Origin of the sequence: Pontibacter sp. 13R65, from assembly GCF_047525655.1 — a bacterium.
Lineage (GTDB): Bacteria > Bacteroidota > Bacteroidia > Cytophagales > Hymenobacteraceae > Pontibacter.
Window position 1 is genome coordinate 87,371 of record NZ_JBLIQL010000002.1, and the last position, 21,811, is coordinate 109,181.

The window sequence follows — 21,811 nt, forward strand, 5'->3', positions numbered from 1 at the left end:
TAAATGTGAAAGTTAGATTATTCTTGCATTGCTTTTTTCAAAGCGTTCATATATTTATCAACTAGTAAAGTGTCAGAAAATTCATTCCAAATGTTCTTGTATTGCTCAAATTCAATCTGCACATTTCTTTTTTCCCCTGTGTCAGCTCTGCCTCTCTCGGCTTTCTTTATAAACTCTTCAGCAGACTTTGTAAAATAATGATTTATTTGAATCAAGTCTATTGAATGGTTCTCATTAAATGCACTAGTTATAGGAAAATGTTTAGCGTCAATATAGTGAGAACCTTCAACCATACCAATGTAATGAGGATTTGCAGCAAAAAGCGCTTTTCTTGGATTTACAATAGATTTTATATGGATATTTTGCTTATTTTCTCTAGATGTATAATTTTCTGTTACTAGCCCTGGAGGTCTGACTTCATGATTATTATGTCCAAAAAGAGTCCAATTAATTCCAACAGCATCAGCATATTCGTAGGCTTTTAGAAAATCAGGTAAAGTATAAGCTGTTTTAGGAACTATAAACTCATCTAAATCAATAAATCCAGCCCAGCGAGAATCTTTACCATATGTTGACAAATAATGCTTATAGGCATCCATTTGTCTTGCTTTTCCACTTATTCTGTTTATTGTGATTAAGCTTTTATTATAGCCTGCTAAGCTCTTGGATACTGGTATAGTGCTATCATTGTCATAAAAATAAAAATGATTTACACCTAATATTTTATAATATTCAATAAATTCTTTAAGATAAGCATCTTCATCTTTAACAATAATTACAAGGGATAAATAGTTTTTCATTTTTATTTAATTAACTTAGTTAAATTGATAATATCAATAATTTTTCTTTTAAAAAAGGGATGTTTATTCAATTTATTTTTAAAACGGTTCACCATGGGAATAAAATATTTGTACTTCCTTAATATCTTATAATCTAAAGTAGGATTGTCAAAATCATATCCTGGTCCATTAGCGGTTAAAATATTAGTTAGTGATACACTAAATTTTGAAAAATACTTGTGATGCTTATTAGCTATATACTTATAAGAATATAATAGTTTTTCTTTATTGATACTTCTAATCATGGAATTAGACCGTATTCTATAAAAGAAGTTAACTTCAGGTATTACAATTCCGTTGCAACCAGATTGCATCATATTCACCACACTTTCATAATCTTCTAAACCGTAATCTGTGTCCTTATCATTTTTACCATTTACCAGGAATGCAGATCGTTTATATACTAGGGAGCTACTATTAACAGAATTGTGAGCTAAAATGTAAGGTGGCTGAGGATTGAAGGTTGGCCACACTGTAGAACTTTCACCAAAATACTTAGTCCAGCAACCTATAAAGAATACATTATCGTACTTGTTTAAAAGTAAAAGAGCTTTAGAGTAGTACGATTTTGAAACTCTATCATCAGCATCAAGAAATGCCAAATACTTTCCTTGTGAAGCTTCGGCACCCTTATTTCTTGCTTCAGCTACTCCACTGTTTGGTTGATCAATTATTTTTATGTTTGGATGTAATCTTAATTCATCTAGTTTTAGTAAGCTATACTTATCTGTACTACCATCATTAATAATTATAATTTCTTTAGGGCCGTAATCAGAAGCTTGTACTGACTCTAGACAATCATCAATATATTTTCCCATATTGAAGTATGGGATTACAATTGACAGAATTTTGTTATTAGGCTCTATAAAATTATTTCTAATTTTCTCCTGGTATACAAAAGGAAAACTAATTGTTTCAGAAGAATGTAAGTTTTTCTGAAAATCAGTTAAAATTTTAATTTTTTTTGGAAGTATTATATCTGGACTAAACCTGTCAAGACTATCATATGCCCTTTGACAGACTTCATTTAATTCTTCTCTACTTTTTCTGAGAATATAAATTAGTTTAGATACAAAACTTTCGGGTTCACTATGATCAAAAATAAATCCATTATATCCATCCTTAATAACTTCCTTTTGCCCACCTTGAGCCGACGTAAGAACAGGCTTTACGCTAGCCATAGTTTCAAAAATAACATATGGAAGGTTGTCAATGATGCTGGGCACTAATACTAAATGAGCTTTTTTAAGATGCTGTGCAAGTTCTAAATTATTTATTTTACCTTTGATATTAAGTTTCCCGTTTTCAATATACTTTCTATACCTACTCTTAACAATTTGGAGCATTGTTAAATGTTCAGGATGATATACAATATCTGTTCCACCTAGAATTGTCAATTTAACTTCATGTCCAGCTTCCCAGACTTGTTTAAAATATTCCAGCATCTTAAAGGTCCCCTTTTGAGCAGAAAGCTTGCCATAAAAAAAAACATTATTTTGGTCATACTCAAAGGAAGATCTATCAATATTAACAACGAAAGGATTTGGTAGAATATGAACAATCTTATTTTTTAAATCTAAATATTTTTGGATTTCATCAATTAAGAATTTTGTTGGTGAAATCAGAATGTCAGCCCCAATAATAGCTTCCTTTTCCATTACACAAGTCCAATATTCAGGAAAACGATATGTAGGAACTCTATTATATTCTAAATAAACGAACGCAGGAGAATGCAAAGTAATTATAATCGGAACTTTATCAAGAGCAATTAGGCCCGTTAACTTAAACTGCAACAAATAATAAGCTATACCGAGATAATCTTGGGCTTCAATAAAATTAGGGACTCCATTTTGAACTGTAAAATCTTTTACTATTTCAGCAAACGAGTAACTTAAATTAGCTGCATATCCTAATATTTGGCTTTTCCCTCCATAATTAGGATTAAATCTAACTATTCTTAATAGAGGTTCGCTATTATCGACCTCATTGGTAGCAATTGATTGATCTGGAACAAAGATTGTAACTTCAATTCCTAACTTAGCTAATGATTTAGCAGTTATATAAGAATATGTGCTTATTCCCCCCCCAGAAAAAGGCGGGTACTCTGTAGTCAAGAGCCAGTATTTCAATTTTTTATTTTTTTAAGTAGCTCTGTATGTTTCTTTTACCCATAAGAATTTTAATAATATGTCCTACTCTTTTATACCATAATGGAAGTACTTCATATTGTTCCTGATAAAAATCTAGAATGATTTTAGTTTCGCTTGAAGAGTGTAACATTCTTAAGAACGCTTTACTATTAGCGTGCTCATTCAAGTAATACTTATGAAGAAATATATTGTAATCATTTTCAAGTTCTATCCTAGAACAATAGCTAATTAAATTGTATAATTCAGGATTTCTGGTAATCAAAAGTTCTTCAGCTAATTTTAACCTGTTTAATATTACTCCTATAACCTGAGGTTCTTTAACTTCAATAATAATGACCTTGTAAAATAGATTAGTTACTGAGTTTAAATCGAAAAGTATGTTATAGAAGCTTTCCTCATCTTTTTCAAAGGGAATTTCTAAAACTTCCTTATTATTTGAGGAACTTAACAATTGAGGACTAACTAAGCCTTGATTCTCACACCATTTGAATAGGCTTAAGCTTGATTTGCTTTCTTCCTCTTGTGTAAGTAGCAAAGGTACAGTGCTCTTATTATAATAGTAGTTGTTTAAAAAAAAAGTTCGACCTATGCTTTCTGCGGTTTCAAAATTGTCTAGGGTACAATTCTGTAAATTAAATATAAACTTAGATTTGTATGTATTACCAGAACTTACTATTCTATAAACATCTTGAATTGCTTTATTATTGTTAACATTAACTGCAAAATTGATGTCGGACAATTCTAATGACAGGCAACTACCAAGGTGGTTTGCATCTATATTAAAAAAAACGTTTTTAAATATATGATTCATTAACATCAATCTGTAAGCCCCTTTAGAATTACTATAGGTTTTTATTAGAGAATTTTACTCTTGCCTTTCTGAACAAAGTTTTTAAGAGGTGTTCCACTTAATACTTTATCCTTAACGACACCTAAAATACTTCTCTCCTCATAAGTTCTCCTATACCAAGCTAAATCATTTCTCAAGTTTCCAATTTCTAAAAATAACCTATTACAATCATTTTTTAATTTCTCAACTTCATTAGATGAATTTACTGCCAAACTCTGTTGTAAAGTAACAGTTTGGTTCACAGGAACAACTCCCCTTATTAAATTGTTGTAAAGGATGTGATTTTTTATTTCAATTTCCTGAAACCTTACTACAGTTTCAAACAAATGTAATTGATCTTCTAGCTTTCCTATTTTGTTTAAAATGGAAAGCACACCTGGGTATTCTTTTAATAAAGATGTTGAAAAGTTTTCTATGAAATTATTAAAACTATAAAACTCTTTTTTATTGTTAATTTGAAGAATAAATTTATAAGAAAACCACTCCATGGAGATAGTTCTTTCGTGAAAGGTTAATAGAAATTCATCCTGAAGATGATGTGGAACATTAATTAACTTTTCTTCAGAGTAATTATTATTACCAAAATTTGACACTTCAATGAAAACTGGATTATCATAACCTTGGTTTAAACACCAATCAACCAGTAGTTCACAAAACTGTAGACATTTTGTTCCTGTAAAAGCTAATATTGGAGAGTTGTTGATAAAACAATATCCAGATAAAAAAAAGAACCTTGTGAGATTAGCCACTTCACTTAGTGCACCACAATCAGATGGAAGCACCAAAATCATTTTAGAACCTCTATTAACAGCTAATTTCTTATAGACTCTCTCTAATTGTTCTACTTCAAGTGGCACTGTAATAGCTAAGGTGAACTTATTAATATCATTATTTTCAATAAGCTCCAGCGTTGTATCAGGAGATACTCCGACAAAAATATTTTTAAATGTCTTATCCAATTCCTGCTATTCTTTTTGTATTATCAAGAGCAATCCAACTTAAAAGCCTCTCCCAAGAGTGTGCATTTGTACCTTGATGATGATCTAAAACATTCCCTTTTTCAAGAGTTGCCCTAATATCTAAGGGGTGATTTTTACTAAAAAACCTTTTTAGAGCTTCACTTTTTGCCCAAAACATTGTTCCCGCAGCAAATTCATATGTTCGTGGCCTCACATCATATTTAGTAGTTAATTCAACTAATTTATCATGATTGATCGTTTGAAATCTCTGGCTAGACTCACGCCACTCATTCATAATAAAATTTTTATGTGTCAAAACATTGGTATCAATTCTTTCCATATAGTCAAGTATCAATTCTTTGTTTCTCACATCTACAATTGAGAATAAGCTATCTCTCCAAAATTTCCCAGTAGTTGTATGGGGGCTGTGTTTATCATGCAAAAATATCCAATATTTACTTTCATCTTTTAATTGCATCAAAGAGTCAATCAGCACAAGCTTTCCACCAATATCTTTACCTACATTTGAGCTCTTCAATATTGTAACATTATCGTATACTTCAAATGCTTTTTCATCAAATGGAGCACTATTAACAAGGTTAACATAAAGTCTATCTTCACCTAAAAAATCCTTTGTTATTTGAGGAAGCACTGTCTTTATAGATTCTGGATAATATAAATGTAAAAGGATACTAATCATATAGATGTGATAAGTGAATTATATACTCTGAAACACATAAATTTTGTTTATATTAAATTAATAAATTTTTCCTTCAAAGTTCCAAATAGACTTCTGTTCTCGTAAGTGCGTTTATACCACTCCACGTCCTGCTGTAGCTTGTCTAAATCGTGCAGCAGTTTATTGACTATTTGCTTATTACCTTCAGACAAATGTTTAGTAATACCAAGTTCACTTTGTAAATCACTTATTCTTTGATCCTTCTTATCTATTAACTTTTCAAGGATAATAACTTTTTCAGCAAGCAATTGAATAGCCTCTTGCTTTATTCTTAACTCAAATAGTAATTGCTTTTGAATAGCTTCTAATGACTGATGAATTCCTTCTAAAGATTGAGGGTTTTTGTCGTAATCCGGTAAAAGTAATGCTTGGCCCATGAGCAAATATAGTAAAAGTAGAATAAAAAATTAAATAGCTGTTGCAAGGCTTCTTCCTTTAAGGAGGGGCTTGTTGTTTTGATAAACAACTTTGTTAAAAGAGCAGTTAGAATTTTTAATTTGTAACGAATCCACCATATTTCCCGTAGACGAGCTCACAAAATCTGGCACCCAATCTGCAGTGGGTTTAACGATGTGCACAATTATCATTCTAGTTCGTTTTTTAAGGAGCGATCTTTAAGGATCGATTGTGTCAATTTTGTATTATTCTGCACAAAACTAAATATTTATTTTATATAATCATCATAAATATTCTAAAATAAATTATTAAATAATTGTTTTAAAATTGAACTTTTAATAAAATTTGGTAACACTATTGGTGTTTAACAATTTATGTTTCCTATACCTAATGATAAGATTATACTTTTAATGGCAATAAAAAGCCCTTTTCATTAGCCACCTTTTCTATTAATTTATTTGTATAAGCAGACCTTCTCTTTCTCCTACATCCATGCTTTTGAGTTATTTCTTAATCATGAATAAAAATTAAACTTTATTTATTTTATCTATTATTGCGGTTTTACAACAGTATCTAGATCTACCTTTAGGAAGTGAGGTTATAAAAAAGGGTTGTAGTCTACAATATATGATGGTTTCGGTAATAACATATTAGCTACATAGCAATGTAGTGATTCTGCTCTTTTTTAGAGAAGTAGGCTGTTTTCTCACGATCCTCCTGTTTCTCGTTCTCAGGCACAGGTTCACCCCTCAATGTTCTTGGTGTAGGCCTTGCCAATCCTGTGCTTTTCCTCCGGCAGCAGTTTGCTGAAAGCCAGCCAGTAATCAGTACAGAACCTGCCAATTTCTAGCGCCTGCAACTGCTTGTATAGCTTTGCAATTGTATGCATGCTGCGGTTTCTACAGCTCCTCGTCAGTTTCCGGCGCGTAGGCGTAGAAAAGCCAGTACTTGCACTGTTTGCGCCGTCTGACAAAGGTCCGATCGTCTATCTGCACCTGAGCGTAGCGCTGGTGCCGTGGGATTACCTGCCTTTTGGTGTAGCCACTTAAGCACCGTCTGCCGGTGCACGCCCGTCACCTTTTCAATGTCTCGGATACTGCAGTTTCGCACCAGAATGCACAGCACCAGTTGTTTGGCCTCTGGCCTGCAGCCTACCTTCTGGTAGACGTACTGGAACTGCTTGCCGCACCCATGGCACAGAAAATTCTGCCTGCCCGTGTGCTTTATGCCATTTTTGATTATCTTCATACCGTGGCAGTAAGGGCAGTTTACGTAGATAGTTATCTCGCACTTAACTTCCTATAAACACACTTGCTGCCATACTTATTCCAGCATAATACAATATAGACCAAAACAAGAAAAACATAATTCCTTCTGCTCATTTATAGTAGACAGATTCAAAAATTATATGTCCTATAACTAGATATTATCTACTCCTGCTGCTTCGGATTAATCTGCCACCTAACCCGCACCTCCAAGGGCGAAGCGCCATGATGCTCAGTGTCGACGCTTAAAATCTCGATCTGCTCAAAATTTATGTCTAAGTTTAAGACAGTAGTGGCTTCACCATAAAGAGTGGGAAGGATACTAATATCGCGAGCTTTGGTGTTTTCAAACTTTTCCGGATAATCCTCAAGCTTGATAATGGTGGTATAGTGCTTGCTCATAAAACTGTCTTTAAAGTCTGCTCTATTAAACTGGTTTCAGTAAGCTGCTGTTTAGCAATACTAAAAGTTTTTTCCCACAAGGCAATTATTCTAATGAAATTACCCTTCAGGAGGACTTTAGGAAAATAATCCTTAGGACCCAAGTTGCAAACTTTAATGTCTAAATTAGGATTTACAAGAAGCCGATGAAGGTGCGCCTAGAAGCTACAGATTCTTCTAATCAAATCGTACCTCCAGAGATGTTTTGGCTCAGGATAACCTTAAGCCACGCATGATTAGAAACGGGCAATAAACCGCAGGTTTACTCTTCGACCGGGCAAGTAGTTGGGTACAGCGTATGTAAGATTGTTAACATCACTTACATAGCTGTAGGATACTCTGTTACGAGCGTCTATGAGGTTTAAGAATTCTAACCCAATCCACAGACTTTCCAGCGATACATTCTTCCGCGCCACTAATTCGTCACCTAGCATAATTAGTTTAGAAAAACCAATGTCTACGCGTTTGTAGGATCTTCCTGTAAAATAATTCCGGTAAGCTGGCTCGCGCGGTGGCCCAAATGGAAGCCCGCTGGCATATATCAGGTTCAGATTCATGCGAATGGTAGGATTGTCAGGCAGGTGGTCCTGAAAGAAAACACCAATGTTTACAAGCTGGTTTGTTGGTCTTGGGATGTAGCCTAGTTCCTTTTTCCCTGTTATATTGCCCTCTCCATCAAAAACAAAGGTTGAATCGCCCTGGAGGTTCTCTTTAGTCGTCATCAGGCCCAGGCTCAGCCAAGATTCAGCACCTTTTATGAACTCACCATTCACCCGTACATCAAATCCTGCAGCATAGGCGGTGGCATTGTTTTCGGCGTGGTAACGCAGCCGGACATTGTCCAGGTCATAAGGCACCACATTGGTAAGGTACTTGTAATAAATTTCGGAGGTAAGTTTGAAATCGCGGCCCCAGGCTTCAAACAAATAATCGCTGCCGGCTATAGCGTGTACAGAGCGCTGCGCTTTCAGGTTTGCATTCAGTGTTCCTTCATAATTGCGAAGCTCCCTGTAAAAGGGTGGCTGGTAGTATAACCCAACAGCTGCCTTAAATGAAAGATTTGGATCGTTGCGGGTAATAAAGGAGTACTGCACCCGAGGCGTAAATGTAAACTCCCTGTTCAGTTCCCAATAAGATGCCCGGACACCATACGTAATCGTTTTTAGCGAATCGATTTCGTAAGTGTGCTGCACATAAGCATTATACCGGTGCGTATTCAGGTTGAGGTCAGTTTGTAGGTAATAAGCCGGCGACACAAAATCGGCTGAATCTGTAAACCCGTATTCAGAGAGCCTGTCTTCTATTCGCTCCTGCCCTACCTTTACTCCCGCCACAACATTGCTCCTTTTGCCAAGCTGCCACTTATTACGACTCTCGAAGGTAAGCACCTGGGCCAACAGAGTGTTGCGTGCATGGTCGAACTGACTGCCAACACCCCGTTGCTGAAGGCATTCGCCATAATTGGCGCCACGGTTTGTATTTACGTCACACAGGCGATATCCGGCTTCAATGTCTCGGAACTCCCGCTCTCTTGAGTAAACTCCAGAAACTATAATTTCAGATAAGAAACTGGTTGAAAAAGCTTGTGCTAAGTTCAGACCAATTTGGTAGGTCTGGTAATCCATGAGTTCGCGGCCATCGTACCCCACAAACAGCCGTAAAGGTGCTTGGCGGGTGCCGAAGGTAGTCTCGCGCGATTCCGGCACAGTGGTAAAATTATTCTGGGCATAACTGGCCAGCACGCCCAGTGTAGTACGTTCCGGCTCCTGCCCTTTTTTGCTCAGATCAAAGTGCACATATGCCTGCGCATCAGAGAAGGTAGGCTGGTACTGCCCCTCCACCTGAAGGCCATTTAAAATATACCGGCCATCTTTATGGCGCAGCCCCAGCAAGTAAGATACTTTTTTGTTTTTAGAAGCCGATTCCAAATGCATTGCCCCGCCAGTGAGGCTGCCTGTAACGGAGCCGGCAAAGGCTTTTGGTCTTTTATACTGGATGTTCAGCACAGAAGAAAGTTTGTCGCCAAACTTAGGTTGCCAGCCTCCTGAGGAAAACTCCAAGGAGCCAGCTAAATCTGGATTCACGAAACTTAATCCTTCCTGCTGCGCATTAGTGACCAGGAACGGACGATAAATTTCTATTCCGTTTACATAAATCAGGTTTTCGTCGTAATTGCCGCCTCTAACAGAATACGTAGACGATAACTCATTACTGCTACTAACTCCAGGCAGGGTAAGCAAAATCTGATTAAAATCTCCAAAAGCAGATGGCAGTTCTTTTATTAGTTTCGGATCCAGCTTGGTCATACTAACCTCTTCCCGGGTATTTGCCTCACGCCTTCCCTGCACATCTATACTGCGCAATTGCCTATTATCAGCTTGAAGATCAAAGTCTAACAGTCTTCTCTCACCTGCTCTTAAAACAATGGTTTGTTCCTGCTCCTGATAACCAAGGAAACGTACCACCACTGTTATCTCCTTACCTGCTGGAACCTGCAACGAGTATTGTCCTTTAGCATCGGATTGGCGTGCCAATGCCGTTCCCTTAATACCGATGGTAGCATACTCTAATGGAACTTTACCAGGAGAGGTAACTGTGCCCGAAATAACGGCTTGCTGCTGTGCTGTAAGAACAAACGGCACCAATAGCAGTAGCCAAACCGCAAAATATCGAAGCATCAGCTAATTAAAATTTAATTAATGAGAGGAAACATTTTTGAGGTCTGCAATGGTCTGCAGCGGATCGCTCGCTGTAAATACAAAGTTCCCCGCTACCAACACATCTGCTCCACTTGCTAATAGCTTGGCAGCGTTCTGCTGGTTTACTCCCCCATCAATTTCAATCAGCGCCTGCGACCCGCGCGATAAAATTAGTTCTTTAAGCTGCTCGATCCGTCGATAAGTGTTTTCAATAAATTTCTGTCCTCCAAAGCCTGGATTAACAGACATGATAATCACCTGATCCACATCGGCAATTATATCTTCTAATAACTGAACAGAAGTGTGTGGATTAAGAGCGACACCTGCTTTGGCACCAGTTTGCTTTATTTGTTGAACCGTGCGGTGCAAGTGGTTACAGGCTTCATAATGCACCGTAATGTTTTCAGCACCGGCTTTTCTAAACTGCTCAATATAGTGCTCCGGCTGCTCAATCATGAGGTGTACATCAAGTGGCTTTTGGGCATGCCGCTGAATAGCTTCTAAAACAGGAAAACCGAAAGATATATTAGGCACAAAACGGCCGTCCATAATATCAATGTGCAGCCAGGCAGCCTGGCTCTTGTTTAACATTTCAACTTCTGCCTGTAGATTACCAAAATCAGAGGCAAGTACGGAGGGTGCTATAAGTGGATTCATGGAGCAAAGATAAGTATTTCAGCTTACTCTGAAACAGGTTTGGCTATAGTTTGAGGAAACGCAGCGTAGCCTTATCATTAGGAGAGATTAACCTGCAAATGTAAATGCCTTGCTTCAGCGTTTGCGGCCGAAGCGCTAGCACCTGCCTTGGCTGACTACCAAAAAGCTGCTGCTGGAACAAAAGTTTGCCCGATACATCGTATACCTGCACGCTTACTTCCTGCTGTGCCCATCCTTCTCCCAAATGCAATACAATATCCTGCACCCCCACCGGGTTTGTAACAGTTACCAGATCGTTGGCAGGCCTTTTGTTAGCTGAGGAAGTGGTGCGGGTGTAATTAGGAATTCCATAACCTATGTTATTGTCTGGTGATGAGGCGTTGCTTCCAGAATGCCTGATTAACTCGATCAATTCCATATTAGTAAGATTAGGGTCAGCCTGCCAGAGGCAAGCTGCAAGACCAGCCACTATCGGGCCAGAAAAGGAGGTGCCGTTTCCTTTTACAAGAGTACCAGATCCACTAAAAAAATATGCATTTCTGCCCATTCCTACTACATCCGGCTTTAGACGTCCATCGCTGGTAGGTCCTACAGAACTAAATGGAGCCAGCACCGATAAAGAATCTACTGCACCTACCGTTAACACAGAATCAGCATCGGCCGGGGCACTGATATAGCGCCATGGTCCTGCTCCGTCGTTGCCAGCACTCACTACTACCAGCATGCCAGTGGCAGCGGCAAAATCTGCGGCTTTCGTAATAAGCGCTGTATTACCGTCCATATCCTGGTAGGTATAGCTGATAGAAGGTTCGTGGAAGGTGGTATAACCGAGGGAGGAGTTAATAATATCGGCTCCGGCACTGTCGGCATATTCGGCAGCTAATAGCCAGTTAATTTCTTCTATATGATGCTCTGTGGCCGCATCCTCCGTCCGCAGCAACAAATAGTTTGCCTTGTAAGCAGTTCCAATTAGCATATTAGGCTGGTAAGCTGCCATGGTAGATAGCACAGAGGTACCATGCGCGTTGCCCTGGTATACATCTGCCTGTTTTCTGACAAAGTCAAATGTACCCAGCACTTGCTTATGCTCAAAAAGGTGCGAGAATGCCGGTATAGTGTTAACATTCGGAAAACCGGCATCCAGTACGGCTATGGTTATGCCTTCTCCTTTGCTGCCACTTTTATGCAAATCAACGGCACCAACCATATTAGCCTGGTGAAAGCCTAAGCCATATAAATCCTTGTCTTCATCCGCTGTTGCAACCTGAGGACCTAAAAATGTCCCCTTTGTATCAGCCATTGTACCTGCTTTTGAGGCCCCTGCCTGCACGGTTTTCTTGCGATTAAGAGTTTGTGAGGATTTTACAAAAGATAGCGTTTCTATCTCAGCAAGTTTAGCATCTGAACACTCTACTACCACGCCATTAAACCATTTGGAAGTATACCATACTGGCACATCCAGATCCTTAATGGCAGCTACATAAGCCGGATCAACTGGTAAATCGCGAGTTGTTAGGTTAATATTTTGTTTACTGCGTCTGTCTAAAGCTTTTTGAGAAAGGTAATCGGAAGGATTTGCGATTGAAAAGGGAGTAGCTGATTTGTCGGTAAAATAAACTAACCGCTTTCGTACCTCTGTGGCAGGGGAGTCAGATCCCTGAGCCAGCAGGAATGAAGACTGCACCAGGATTAAAAAGCAAATCAGGATCTCCCGCATTTTTATCTGGTTCCATAAGTTTGTAATGTCTCTTCTCGTTCATGTCCATACAGTTTATAGGGTGGTTCAGGAGGACGTCTAAAAGGACAAGTTTTAGATTCTGAATCGTTGCAATATGTCACCTTTTTGAACAGTCGGTAAACCATTCCTACATTATTAGCATAAACTTCTTTTCGGTCGTCTAACTGCACCAGATTATCGGCTGGAGTACCATGTATAACAGTAACTGTCTGATTATAAGATGCACCTCCCACTGTGGCTGGTGCTCCCACCTCCTGAAAGGAGTACATTTCTTTTGAACGGTTCTCATCCAGGTTTGCATTAAAAGCGTCAGCGCGCCACTCTTTACCACTTCTTACCGGAAAAACCATCTTTACGCGTTTGGTGTTGTCTTTAGTTTCTGTTACAAACTTATCAGACTTTGTAACTACCATTACCGAATCGTCTTGCCAGGCCATGGTATTGTTTGCTCTTACAGAACGAACAATTTTGAAGGTTAACGTATTGGTTTGATCGTAAAAACTAGTGTCTACCCGCTCCCTCAGTTGGAAGCGGGTAGTGTCACCTATGTTATTCCTGAAGCGGATATCTGTAACGTTATATATACGGAAGTCCCCTACCTTAACAGGATAATAATCAAGTCCTATGGCTGTAGGATCTGGTTCCACAAACTTTTCTGTACAGGCAGTGCTTAGCCCAGCTGCTACAGCGAAGAGGAAAAGAGTTTTTTTCATGATGGAAGCACATCCAGGGTGTATTCCATGTTATAATTGGTCTCAATCCAGCCGCCACCTACTACATCGTTTCCTTCGTAAAAAACGGCAGCCTGACCGGGTGCAATAGCATGCACACCACGCAAAAAATGAACTTTCATTTTATCTCCGTCCTGCTCAATTATAGCCTCTGTGCCAGGATCGTTGTACCTTACTTTAGTAACGGTAGGAATAGGTTGCCCCTGCAGGTGCTCATACTTGCCCATGCTCAGTTTACCAACCGTCATGGCGTTTTTAGCCAGATCCTCAAAATTGCCTAATACCACCTGGTTGCTATCTTTTTCTATGCGGGTGACATAGGCTGGAAAGCCTAGGGCGATACCTAAGCCCTTACGCTGCCCGATGGTGTAAAACGGGTAACCTTCATGTTTGCCCACTACAGTTCCATCTTCGAGCACAAACTCGCCACCGGCAACCTGCTCTTCAAGCCCATCTACCCGACGCTTCAGAAAACTTCTATAGTCGTTATCCGGAATAAAACAAATTTCATAAGACTCCGGCTTATTTACCAGTTCAGTAAAGCCACGATCCAGGGCCATTTGCCTGATTTCCGTTTTGCGTAACTTGCCCAGCGGGAAAATAGTTCGGCTAAGGCTTTGCTGCGAAATTCCCCAAAGCGCATAAGACTGGTCTTTATTTTCATCCAGGCCTTTGGAAATTATATAACGTCCATTTTCTTCACGGATCTGCGCGTAGTGGCCAGTAGCAATAAAATCGCATCCGAGTTGGTCAGCACGGCGTAGCAGCGCATCCCATTTAATATGAGTATTGCATAACACGCACGGGTTTGGGGTTCGGCCGGCCAGATACTCATCCGTAAAATGGTTTATAACATAATCGCCGAATTCTTCACGGATGTCGATAATATAATGTGGGAACCCCAGTTGCACAGCTATATTGCGGGCATCGTTTATGGAGTCGAGGCTGCAACAGCCTGTCTCTTTCCTGTTTCCACCACTGGAGGCGTAATCCCAGGTTTTCATGGTCATGCCCACTACTTCGTAACCTTGTTCATGTAGCATAACAGCCGCAACCGAACTATCGATTCCGCCACTCATTGCTACAAGCACTCTTCCTAACTTACTCATTTATATAGGGATACTAGATAGTCAATTGTATTTTTTTACAAATATACTAACATCGGCACATTAATAAAGATTCATGGAGGCAAATAATATAGACTTGCTGGGCAGCGTTGCAAGAAGGATACACCACTGGCATTTTAAAAAATATGATAAAAAGATAGCATCAAAAGTATTTTGGAATTTACTTTGGTACTAATATTCATTAGAGAAACTTTAAATACTTATCGATAATAAAATCATGGGACTTCGAACTTCTGTAGTAGTAAGCGGGATAAACAACCTGAGCGATGCACGTTATTGTGCCGGAATGGGTGTGGACATCATTGTTTTTAACCTGAAGCTGGATAGTCCTGAGCGCGTGTCTTCTGAAGCTCTGAAGGAAATTACAGGTTGGGTATCTGGTGTAAAACTGGGAGGCCAGTTTGAGCGTGCAAAACCTGATGTAATAAACCAATATGCCGAAGACTTTAATCTCGATTATATTCAACTGGACACACCATATCTAATAGATGAGATTGAAGAAATTTCGCGTCCGGTTATCCTGAAGGTCTTTATTAATAAGGATACTGTAGAAAGTGAATTACTGGAAATGATGGAATTGTATGCGCCCGTTGTAGATACTTTTCTTATTTACTCCAACGATTTCACCACCATTGATGAAACTAATAACAAGTTGCTAAAATCCATTGCAAAAGCGTTTCCTGTGTTTATAGGATTTGGTTTACAGAAGGAAAACATAGGCACGATCTTAAGTAAAATAAAGCCAAAAGGCATTGGTTTGCTGGGTGGCAATGAAATTAAACCTGGACTGAAAGATTTTGATGAGCTGCAGGAAATTCTGGAAGAGATAGAAGATTAAAATAGCAACAGCTGCAGCACGCCTATCCCTCTAGAGGTGCCGCAACTGCATTTCTCGTCATACACTTTGTACTTGTAACACAACTACTTATGAAGTACCTAAAACGATCTGTTTGCCTCTTCCTGCTCTTATCCTTCAGTGCATACAGAGCTCCAATAGCATTCAGTCAAAAAAGTAACATGGAGATTCCGCTATACACCGGTGCAATTCCGAACGAAGTACCTGGTGCTGACGATGAGAAGGTTGATAGTTCTGTTGACCAAACGAAGAACACTGATATTATCCGGATCAGCAATGTCAGGAAACCAACCTTAACTGTTTTCCTTCCTGAAAAAGGCAAAGCAAACGGTACGGCCGTTGTCATTTGTCCGGGTGGAGGCTATGCAAGGCTTGCTTCGGGCCATGAGGGGTACGACGTTGCCAAAAAGTTTAATGAACAAGGTATTGCGGCCTTTGTATTAAAATACCGCCTGCCTGATGCAACGATAACTTCTAACCCCGAACTGGCGCCACTGCAGGATGCACAGCAGGCGCTATTGGTGGTTAGAAAACGTGCTAAAGAATGGAATGTAAACCCGCAAAAAGTAGGAATTATGGGTTTCTCGGCAGGTGGGCATCTAGCCTCTACGGCAGGAACGCATTTACAAAAGGTAACGGTACCTAATCCAGAAAACATTAACCTCCGGCCAGATTTCATGATGCTGATTTATCCGGTAATTAGCGGTGATCCTGAAATTGCGCACTTAGGTTCTTACCAGAACCTGTTAGGTAAAGAGGCAGCAGAGGCAAAAATTAAAGAATACTCCAACGAGCAACAGGTAACAGCGCAAACCCCTCCCACTTTTCTGGTCCATGCCTCCGACGATAAGGGCGTAAAGTCTGAAAACAGCATCAGGTTCTACCAGGCTTTGTTGCAGCATGGAGTACCGGCCGAGCTGCATCTTTACCAGAAAGGTGGCCATGGCTTTGGGCTTACAAACTCTACTACCAAAGACCTGTGGTTTGATAGAGGAGTTAATTGGTTAGATATGAATGGGCTTTTAAAGGCTACGACTGCAACTAAATAAGATTCAGCAAATTATTGTAATCAAAAAGGCCTTCCTGAGCTAAATTAGAATTGTAAGCAGCAGGCAAATAAAAAAGCATAAATCCGGTATTTGCTCTTCTGGCAAGTACCGGATTTATGCTTTTTTAGCTTTAAAATGAATTAGCAAAACTATTGCACCCAGCTATTTCTGCACTGGCACAGAATGTCGAGCTCAACTATAGCTGTAACGGAGGCAGGTAAGATCCTGTTTATCGCACTCCCTGCTCCGGAAATTTCCCTTTCTTGGTTCTATAAAAAGCCAGAATCTTTTCCATATCTGCTTCTATGTCGCCTGATGGGTAAATAGCAGGTCCCACTCCTGCTTCTTTTCTGGAATAGTCTAAGTAACCCAGCACGATTGGAACACCCGCTCCTAATGCCACATGATAAAAACCTCGTCGCCAGCGTGGCTGGTATTTCCGGGTTCCTTCTGGTGTCACCATCACACACATATCGCCAGGTGTCTCATTAAAGATGTTTACCATAGCATCTACCATACGGGTATTTTTCGAGCGGTCCACTGGCAGGGCTCCCATAGACCGGAGCAACCCACCAAAAGGAAATCCCATAAACTCTTTTTTGATTGTAAACTTTATTGGAGCATCCATCAGGTAAAACGCGGCCCTAGCGTAAATAAAATCCCAGTTACTGGTGTGCGGAGCGGCTATCATCACACATCTGCGGATTTCTGGTGCCAGGTTACCTACTAATTTCCATCCGGATACCTTAAAAATTGATTTTGCTACAAATCTCCAAAACATGCTTTAAAAAATAAGCCATTCTATGACGTATAGAATGGCTCGCGAAATTATAATTTCTAATTATATTAAAATATAAATTTCTTAATTTTTATAACCCGTACCGGATAGTTTTAGCAGTTTCTCTTAGGAAGTATGCTTGCACGCCAATTCCGATCATGGGACCAAACCTAGTGTTGTGATCTACCGTGTTTGTCTCGCGATGGTAGCGGAAAGAAAGTATGGGCTCAATGGCAATTTTTTCGCTCATAAAATAAGAGTACCCAATACCTAAAGATCCGGCATATAAATTAGTTGACCTGTTGTTGGTAAAGTTCTGTGTGCCTACACCTGCCGACAATTCTCCAAATACACCATTATCGAGATAGTAACGCACAAAAGGCCCCGCAATAATGGTATATCTGTCAGATGAAGTCTTGCCTGCTTCTGTTTTAGTGGAGGTGCTCTGGTAGTTATGATCAAGCTCCAACCCTACTACCAGGTCTGGAATAAGAAAATAGCCGACTTTCGCCTGGCTCAGCGCCTGAATCGTAGTGCCTTGCTCATATTGCCTGTTGGCATTGAGCCCATTGTTGAATTTATAAAATGTGCCGCTAATTCTTCCTCCCAATAAGATGGAGCCTTGCTTAATTTTAGCAGGATACAGCGAACTACGGTTTTCCTGTGCTTCTGCCAGAAAAGGAAGCATGGCAACCAAAAGAGTAAATGTATATTTTAGCATATATTTCAAGATTAATATAGACTGCTATACGTAATCTTTTTTAAAATGAGATTGTATTTTTAAAAGATAATACAACTGTAAAAATACGAATAAGATAGATGTGATAACACTATTTTAAGGTTCTCCTTGGGAGGAGCTAATCACCTTGCGTATGTTTTTTTCCATGTTGAGGGTATAACGGTAACCTATTTCAAATATTTCATCTGCTTTCCTAAAACTGGTGAGGCGGTAGTGCTGAAGTTCCTGGGGCTCCAGCAAGAGGTCGCACAAATGCAAACGCAGCTTCACGTTATTATTAATACCAAGCTGCACAGAGCGTTCAATCATGCTCCGAATTGTTCTTAAATTGGCATTATGATTAATAGGATTTACATGAACTCCTATTTTTACATCGCAATTACCATGCAAGGGATCTATTGGCATGTTATTTAACAATCCACCATCGCAAAGTAACTTGTTGTTATACGATACCGGTTGATATAAGATAGGAACGGCAGATGTAGCCAAAAGAGGTTTGATTAGGTTTCCGCTTGAAAAGTAGGCTGTAACGCCTTCATTTAATTCGGTGGCAGTAATAATAACGGGGATTTTCAGCTTTTCGAAAACAGCATCTGCACCCAGATATTTTTCAAACAGCTTTTCTACTTCGTCGAGGTGCATGAGTCCCAGTTTACCGAAGATGGGCCTTGCAATCTTAAATACACTAAGCTCTTTAATTAGCCGCAGGATTTCTTCCGGCGAAAAGCCAGCTGCATAGAAAACACCCGCTATGGCACCAGAACTTACCCCTGAAATTAAATCTAATTTGATTTCTAACTCTTCAAGTGCTTTTAGAACTCCCAGATGGGCCACACCTCTGGCAGCTCCCCCAGACAGCGCAAGGCCTATCTTCATATTTAGATTGCGTTTAGTGAAAATGAATTTTCTAAACGGATTCCCTTTTCGGTATGTTGCACCGTGCAGCACTCATTTTCAGGGTCATGCTCTAAAAACAGAATATATTTTTCGTCGGCAGCTGTCTTCAAAAAGGAAGCTTTTTCTTGCAGCGTAAGCAGCGGCCGCGTATCGTAGCCCATTACATAAGGCAAAGGAATATGGCCAACCGATGGAAGCAAATCTGCCATAAAGGCAATCTGGCTGCCTTTGTAGGAAATAATTGGCACCATCATTTTATCTGTGTGGCCATCGGCAAAAAAGATGCTGAATTGCGGAAAAGGAGATGGCGCGGCAGGATCGATAAATTCCAGGTGTCCACTTTCCTGCATCGGTAAAATATTCTCTTTCAGAAAGGATGCTTTTTCGCGGGCATTGGGTTCGGTAGCCCACTTCCAATGATCGGCGTTAGACCAGTAAGTAGCATTGGGAAATACCAGCTCCAACGCCCCATCGCTGTTTTTGTAACGTACGCCACCCCCACAGTGGTCAAAGTGCAGGTGCGTTAGAAACACATCGGTTACTTCTGAGGCATCATAGCCAGCCTTACGCAAGGAAGTGTGCAAGCTATCGTCGCCATGGAGATAGTAATGGCTAAGGAAGCGGGCATCTTGCTTATCGCCAATGCCATTGTCAATCAGGATCAGTCGGTTGCCGTCTTCTATCAGCAGGCAACGCATAGCCCAGGTACAAAGGTTATTTTCGTCTGCCGGATTAGTGCGTTGCCATAAAGTTTTAGGCACTACACCAAACATGGCACCGCCATCTAACTTAAACAACCCAGTATTGATAACGTGTAGCTTCATGGTTTACCTGCTAATGAGTAGCCAGAAAAACATGCGTTTAGCCATTTTGTGCAAGCAAGGACTGGCTAAACGCATGCATAAACTATAATTTTATCCTTCTACTACCACACCCATGCCCGAGAACTTCTCAATGCGCTGCATAATGCGTTCTTCAGGATCAATGCTCTCCAGCTCGTCCAGCAAAGACAGAATCTTCTTCTTGAGTAGTTGCTTCATCTTTTCTGGCTCTGCATGAGCTCCGCCTAGTGGTTCTTTGATGATACCATCTATCAGTTTGTGCTGCAGCATGTCGGTGGCGGTAAGCTTAAGAGCTTCGGCAGCCTGCTCTTTATAGTCCCAGCTACGCCACAAAATAGAGGAGCATGATTCCGGAGAAATTACAGAATACCAAGTGTTTTCCAGCATCATTACTCTGTCGCCAATGGCTATACCAAGGGCACCACCCGAAGCACCTTCTCCAATTATAATGCAGATAACAGGCACTTTCAGCATAAACATTTCTTTCAGGTTGCGTGCAATGGCTTCGCCTTGTCCCCGCTCCTCTGCCTCTAGCCCCGGAAAAGCACCAGGTGTATCGATAAATGTAACAATGGGCTTTCCGAATTTCTCGGCCATTTTCATCAGGCGCAGTGCTTTGCGGTAGCCTTCGGGATTTGCCATACCAAAATTGCGCGTCTGGCGCTGTTTGGTGTTGCGTCCTTTTTGCTGTCCTATAAACATAATACTTCTGCCCTCAACTTCTCCAAATCCACCGATCATGGCTTTGTCGTCGCGAACGGTGCGGTCGCCATGCAGCTCAATAAACTTATCGGTAATGCCTTCTATATAATCGAGGGTGTAGGGGCGTAGGGGGTGCCGGGAGAGTTGTACACGCTGCCAGCGGGTAAGATTGGCGTAGGTCTCTTTTTTGAGAATTTTAATTTTCTCTTCCAGTGCCTTTACCGCCTCAGAAACATCGACCTGGTTTTCACTGGCCAGTTTCTTCATTTCTTGTAGCTTGCCTTCCAAAGCGGCAATGGGTTGTTCAAAATCCAAAAGCATATCTTGTAGCGCTATTTTTCCTTACAAATTTAACAGTTTAAACTTACGCTGGTATGGCGGGAGCAAATTTTAAGTTCAGTTAAAAATTAAAATTAGTGAACCTGAATACTTTACAGTTTTTTCAAAAAAATATAGGGTTAAAATTGAGGAAAGCACTTGCACAATTAAAATTAACCCTCTACATTTGCATCACCTTAAACGATAAGGGAAACACAAAACAGTAAAACGGTCTGGTAGTTCAGTTGGTTAGAATGCCGCCCTGTCACGGCGGAGGTCGCGGGTTCGAGTCCCGTCCAGACCGCAGGTAAAACTGCGGTAACAAATAGTAAAGAGCAGCAGGCTCTCAGTTTTAAAAGTATTGGTCTGGTAGTTCAGTTGGTTAGAATGCCGCCCTGTCACGGCGGAGGTCGCGGGTTCGAGTCCCGTCCAGACCGCAGGTAAAACTGCGGTAACAAATAGTAAAGAGCAGCAGGCTCTCAGTTTTAAAAGTATTGGTCTGGTAGTTCAGTTGGTTAGAATGCCGCCCTGTCACGGCGGAGGTCGCGGGTTCGAGTCCCGTCCAGACCGCTTAAAAGCCTCTTAGAGAAATCTGAGAGGCTTTTTGCGTTTTAGGCCTTTACTCCCACCGCTCCTGCTTTCCGGCTACCCTAGTTCTTTATTCATTGTTGATTGCTTTATGGTTTAATTGTTACATGGTTGTTTTGGAAAGGTCTTAATAGGATCACCAAAACCTAGTTTTCAACCCCTGATCAACTTACTCCAAAAAGCCTCTGCAAGGCCAGAATCATTAGAATAATTTATTTATTCGAATCAGGTTAATCATGAACATTATATTGCGGCAAATAGCTAAGAAGAAGGCACTTTTGCCAGGTGCACCATTTGACGCTAAACTGTTGGGGGAAGGGGCCCTCTTTAAAGAGCGTTCAACGAGTTTTTCGCATCTTGATTTTTTTGGTTCTTTTTGTATCAAGACAAAAAGAACAACGAGGCAGGCAATGAAATAGCTTCACTTGGAGATCACAGTAAGAAAAGCAGC

Annotated in this window: 23 protein-coding genes and 3 tRNA genes; 8 read left to right on the forward strand and 18 right to left on the reverse strand. The window is 40.2% G+C overall.

Annotation, left to right across the window (positions count from 1 at the left end; translation table 11 throughout):
- Positions 1–17 precede the first annotated feature (17 nt).
- From ACMA1I_RS02940 to ACMA1I_RS02970, 7 genes are all read right to left on the reverse strand, one after another.
- A complete protein-coding gene (locus tag ACMA1I_RS02940) occupies positions 18–800 on the reverse strand; it encodes a glycosyltransferase family 92 protein (RefSeq protein WP_337066761.1) in 783 nt (260 codons plus the stop codon).
- A gap of 2 nt (positions 801–802) precedes the next feature.
- Complete coding sequence (locus ACMA1I_RS02945) at positions 803–2,968, reverse strand: glycosyltransferase (protein WP_337066762.1); 2,166 nt, start codon at positions 2,966–2,968, stop codon at positions 803–805.
- A gap of 4 nt (positions 2,969–2,972) precedes the next feature.
- Complete coding sequence (locus tag ACMA1I_RS02950) at positions 2,973–3,800, reverse strand: hypothetical protein (RefSeq protein ID WP_337066763.1); 828 nt, start codon at positions 3,798–3,800, stop codon at positions 2,973–2,975.
- Positions 3,801–3,844: 44 nt separating this feature from the next.
- Positions 3,845–4,798, reverse strand: a complete 954-nt coding sequence (locus ACMA1I_RS02955) for a hypothetical protein (RefSeq protein WP_337066764.1) — start codon at positions 4,796–4,798, stop codon at positions 3,845–3,847.
- Positions 4,791–5,498, reverse strand: a complete 708-nt coding sequence (locus tag ACMA1I_RS02960; RefSeq protein ID WP_337066765.1) for a rhamnan synthesis F family protein — start codon at positions 5,496–5,498, stop codon at positions 4,791–4,793. The genes ACMA1I_RS02955 and ACMA1I_RS02960 overlap by 8 nt, the downstream gene beginning before the upstream one ends.
- Before the next feature lie 47 nt (positions 5,499–5,545).
- Positions 5,546–5,914: a hypothetical protein gene (locus ACMA1I_RS02965; RefSeq protein WP_337066766.1), complete on the reverse strand. Its 369-nt coding sequence runs from the start codon at positions 5,912–5,914 to the stop codon at positions 5,546–5,548.
- A 761-nt stretch (positions 5,915–6,675) separates the two neighbouring features.
- Positions 6,676–6,822 (reverse strand): IS1 family transposase, encoded by a 147-nt coding sequence (locus tag ACMA1I_RS02970; protein WP_337066767.1) that lies wholly within the window; start codon positions 6,820–6,822, stop codon positions 6,676–6,678.
- On the opposite strand from ACMA1I_RS02970, the gene ACMA1I_RS02975 reads away from it, so the two are divergent.
- Together ACMA1I_RS02975 and ACMA1I_RS02980 are read left to right on the forward strand one after the other, a co-directional pair.
- A complete protein-coding gene (locus ACMA1I_RS02975; RefSeq protein WP_337066768.1) occupies positions 6,821–6,982 on the forward strand; it encodes a hypothetical protein in 162 nt (53 codons plus the stop codon). The two genes, ACMA1I_RS02970 and ACMA1I_RS02975, sit on opposite strands and share 2 nt — an antisense overlap.
- Positions 6,983–6,995: 13 nt before the next feature.
- Positions 6,996–7,238, forward strand: a complete 243-nt coding sequence (locus ACMA1I_RS02980) for a hypothetical protein (protein WP_337066769.1) — start codon at positions 6,996–6,998, stop codon at positions 7,236–7,238.
- A 125-nt stretch (positions 7,239–7,363) separates the two neighbouring features.
- Here the strand turns inward: ACMA1I_RS02980 and ACMA1I_RS02985 are convergent, their stop codons facing one another.
- The 6 genes from ACMA1I_RS02985 to mnmA all read right to left on the reverse strand — a co-directional run bounded on the left by ACMA1I_RS02985 (position 7,364) and on the right by mnmA (position 14,573).
- A complete protein-coding gene (locus tag ACMA1I_RS02985; RefSeq protein ID WP_337066770.1) occupies positions 7,364–7,600 on the reverse strand; it encodes a hypothetical protein in 237 nt (78 codons plus the stop codon).
- 275 nt (positions 7,601–7,875) lie between these two features.
- The gene (locus ACMA1I_RS02990; protein WP_337066771.1) at positions 7,876–10,317 is read right to left on the reverse strand and encodes a TonB-dependent receptor; all 2,442 of its coding nucleotides are present in this window, start codon (positions 10,315–10,317) and stop codon (positions 7,876–7,878) included.
- Between the two features lie 18 nt (positions 10,318–10,335).
- The gene (rpe, locus tag ACMA1I_RS02995) at positions 10,336–10,995 is read right to left on the reverse strand and encodes a ribulose-phosphate 3-epimerase (RefSeq protein ID WP_337066772.1); all 660 of its coding nucleotides are present in this window, start codon (positions 10,993–10,995) and stop codon (positions 10,336–10,338) included.
- Positions 10,996–11,038: 43 nt separating this feature from the next.
- On the reverse strand, positions 11,039–12,712 hold the full coding sequence (locus ACMA1I_RS03000; RefSeq protein WP_337066773.1) for a S8 family serine peptidase: 1,674 nt from the start codon (positions 12,710–12,712) through the stop codon (positions 11,039–11,041).
- A 2-nt stretch (positions 12,713–12,714) separates the two neighbouring features.
- Positions 12,715–13,446, reverse strand: coding sequence for a hypothetical protein (locus ACMA1I_RS03005; protein ID WP_337066774.1), 732 nt, complete (start codon positions 13,444–13,446; stop codon positions 12,715–12,717).
- The gene (mnmA, locus tag ACMA1I_RS03010) at positions 13,443–14,573 is read right to left on the reverse strand and encodes a tRNA 2-thiouridine(34) synthase MnmA (protein ID WP_337066775.1); all 1,131 of its coding nucleotides are present in this window, start codon (positions 14,571–14,573) and stop codon (positions 13,443–13,445) included. Before mnmA ends, ACMA1I_RS03005 begins: the two co-directional genes overlap by 4 nt.
- Before the next feature lie 235 nt (positions 14,574–14,808).
- Between mnmA and ACMA1I_RS03015 the strand changes: the two genes are divergently transcribed.
- The gene (locus ACMA1I_RS03015; RefSeq protein ID WP_337066777.1) at positions 14,809–15,429 is read left to right on the forward strand and encodes a hypothetical protein; all 621 of its coding nucleotides are present in this window, start codon (positions 14,809–14,811) and stop codon (positions 15,427–15,429) included.
- 179 nt (positions 15,430–15,608) lie between these two features.
- Positions 15,609–16,496, forward strand: a complete 888-nt coding sequence (locus tag ACMA1I_RS03020) for an alpha/beta hydrolase (RefSeq protein ID WP_337066778.1) — start codon at positions 15,609–15,611, stop codon at positions 16,494–16,496.
- A gap of 229 nt (positions 16,497–16,725) precedes the next feature.
- On the opposite strand, the gene ACMA1I_RS03025 is transcribed toward ACMA1I_RS03020, so the two are convergent.
- The 5 genes from ACMA1I_RS03025 to ACMA1I_RS03045 form a co-directional block, all read right to left on the reverse strand.
- The gene (locus tag ACMA1I_RS03025; RefSeq protein WP_337066779.1) at positions 16,726–17,277 is read right to left on the reverse strand and encodes a 1-acyl-sn-glycerol-3-phosphate acyltransferase; all 552 of its coding nucleotides are present in this window, start codon (positions 17,275–17,277) and stop codon (positions 16,726–16,728) included.
- 88 nt (positions 17,278–17,365) lie between these two features.
- On the reverse strand, positions 17,366–17,995 hold the full coding sequence (locus tag ACMA1I_RS03030) for a hypothetical protein (protein WP_337066780.1): 630 nt from the start codon (positions 17,993–17,995) through the stop codon (positions 17,366–17,368).
- A 114-nt stretch (positions 17,996–18,109) separates the two neighbouring features.
- The gene (locus ACMA1I_RS03035; protein ID WP_337066781.1) at positions 18,110–18,889 is read right to left on the reverse strand and encodes a patatin-like phospholipase family protein; all 780 of its coding nucleotides are present in this window, start codon (positions 18,887–18,889) and stop codon (positions 18,110–18,112) included.
- 2 nt (positions 18,890–18,891) lie between these two features.
- On the reverse strand, positions 18,892–19,734 hold the full coding sequence (locus ACMA1I_RS03040; protein WP_337066782.1) for an MBL fold metallo-hydrolase: 843 nt from the start codon (positions 19,732–19,734) through the stop codon (positions 18,892–18,894).
- A 90-nt stretch (positions 19,735–19,824) separates the two neighbouring features.
- Entirely contained in the window at positions 19,825–20,775 is a 951-nt protein-coding gene (locus tag ACMA1I_RS03045; RefSeq protein ID WP_337066783.1) for an acetyl-CoA carboxylase carboxyltransferase subunit alpha, read from the reverse strand.
- Positions 20,776–21,002: 227 nt separating this feature from the next.
- On the opposite strand from ACMA1I_RS03045, the gene ACMA1I_RS03050 reads away from it, so the two are divergent.
- The 4 genes from ACMA1I_RS03050 (at position 21,003) to ACMA1I_RS03065 (ending at position 21,779) form a co-directional block, all read left to right on the forward strand.
- Positions 21,003–21,076: transfer RNA gene (locus ACMA1I_RS03050), tRNA-Asp, on the forward strand.
- Positions 21,077–21,135: 59 nt separating this feature from the next.
- Positions 21,136–21,209, forward strand: a tRNA-Asp gene (locus ACMA1I_RS03055).
- A gap of 59 nt (positions 21,210–21,268) precedes the next feature.
- Positions 21,269–21,342 (forward strand) — tRNA-Asp (locus ACMA1I_RS03060).
- 254 nt (positions 21,343–21,596) lie between these two features.
- The gene (locus ACMA1I_RS03065) at positions 21,597–21,779 is read left to right on the forward strand and encodes a hypothetical protein (RefSeq protein WP_414703858.1); all 183 of its coding nucleotides are present in this window, start codon (positions 21,597–21,599) and stop codon (positions 21,777–21,779) included.
- Positions 21,780–21,811 lie beyond the last annotated feature (32 nt).

What these genes read in the sequence shown, in the direction of transcription:
- ACMA1I_RS02940 (WP_337066761.1), bottom strand. Translation starts at nt 800, where the DNA reads ATGAAAAACTATTTATCCCTTGTAATTATTGTTAAAGATGAAGATGCT.
- ACMA1I_RS02950 (WP_337066763.1), bottom strand. Translation starts at nt 3,800, where the DNA reads ATGAATCATATATTTAAAAACGTTTTTTTTAATATAGATGCAAACCAC.
- ACMA1I_RS02960 (WP_337066765.1), bottom strand. Translation starts at nt 5,498, where the DNA reads ATGATTAGTATCCTTTTACATTTATATTATCCAGAATCTATAAAGACA.
- ACMA1I_RS02965 (WP_337066766.1), bottom strand. Translation starts at nt 5,914, where the DNA reads ATGGGCCAAGCATTACTTTTACCGGATTACGACAAAAACCCTCAATCT.
- ACMA1I_RS02975 (WP_337066768.1), top strand. Translation starts at nt 6,821, where the DNA reads ATGCTGCGGTTTCTACAGCTCCTCGTCAGTTTCCGGCGCGTAGGCGTA.
- ACMA1I_RS02970 (WP_337066767.1), bottom strand. Translation starts at nt 6,822, where the DNA reads ATGCATACAATTGCAAAGCTATACAAGCAGTTGCAGGCGCTAGAAATT.
- ACMA1I_RS02985 (WP_337066770.1), bottom strand. Translation starts at nt 7,600, where the DNA reads ATGAGCAAGCACTATACCACCATTATCAAGCTTGAGGATTATCCGGAA.
- ACMA1I_RS02990 (WP_337066771.1), bottom strand. Translation starts at nt 10,317, where the DNA reads ATGCTTCGATATTTTGCGGTTTGGCTACTGCTATTGGTGCCGTTTGTT.
- rpe (WP_337066772.1), bottom strand. Translation starts at nt 10,995, where the DNA reads ATGAATCCACTTATAGCACCCTCCGTACTTGCCTCTGATTTTGGTAAT.
- ACMA1I_RS03000 (WP_337066773.1), bottom strand. Translation starts at nt 12,712, where the DNA reads ATGCGGGAGATCCTGATTTGCTTTTTAATCCTGGTGCAGTCTTCATTC.
- ACMA1I_RS03005 (WP_337066774.1), bottom strand. Translation starts at nt 13,446, where the DNA reads ATGAAAAAAACTCTTTTCCTCTTCGCTGTAGCAGCTGGGCTAAGCACT.
- mnmA (WP_337066775.1), bottom strand. Translation starts at nt 14,573, where the DNA reads ATGAGTAAGTTAGGAAGAGTGCTTGTAGCAATGAGTGGCGGAATCGAT.
- ACMA1I_RS03015 (WP_337066777.1), top strand. Translation starts at nt 14,809, where the DNA reads ATGGGACTTCGAACTTCTGTAGTAGTAAGCGGGATAAACAACCTGAGC.
- ACMA1I_RS03020 (WP_337066778.1), top strand. Translation starts at nt 15,609, where the DNA reads ATGGAGATTCCGCTATACACCGGTGCAATTCCGAACGAAGTACCTGGT.
- ACMA1I_RS03025 (WP_337066779.1), bottom strand. Translation starts at nt 17,277, where the DNA reads ATGTTTTGGAGATTTGTAGCAAAATCAATTTTTAAGGTATCCGGATGG.
- ACMA1I_RS03030 (WP_337066780.1), bottom strand. Translation starts at nt 17,995, where the DNA reads ATGCTAAAATATACATTTACTCTTTTGGTTGCCATGCTTCCTTTTCTG.
- ACMA1I_RS03035 (WP_337066781.1), bottom strand. Translation starts at nt 18,889, where the DNA reads ATGAAGATAGGCCTTGCGCTGTCTGGGGGAGCTGCCAGAGGTGTGGCC.
- ACMA1I_RS03040 (WP_337066782.1), bottom strand. Translation starts at nt 19,734, where the DNA reads ATGAAGCTACACGTTATCAATACTGGGTTGTTTAAGTTAGATGGCGGT.
- ACMA1I_RS03045 (WP_337066783.1), bottom strand. Translation starts at nt 20,775, where the DNA reads ATGCTTTTGGATTTTGAACAACCCATTGCCGCTTTGGAAGGCAAGCTA.
- ACMA1I_RS03065 (WP_414703858.1), top strand. Translation starts at nt 21,597, where the DNA reads ATGAACATTATATTGCGGCAAATAGCTAAGAAGAAGGCACTTTTGCCA.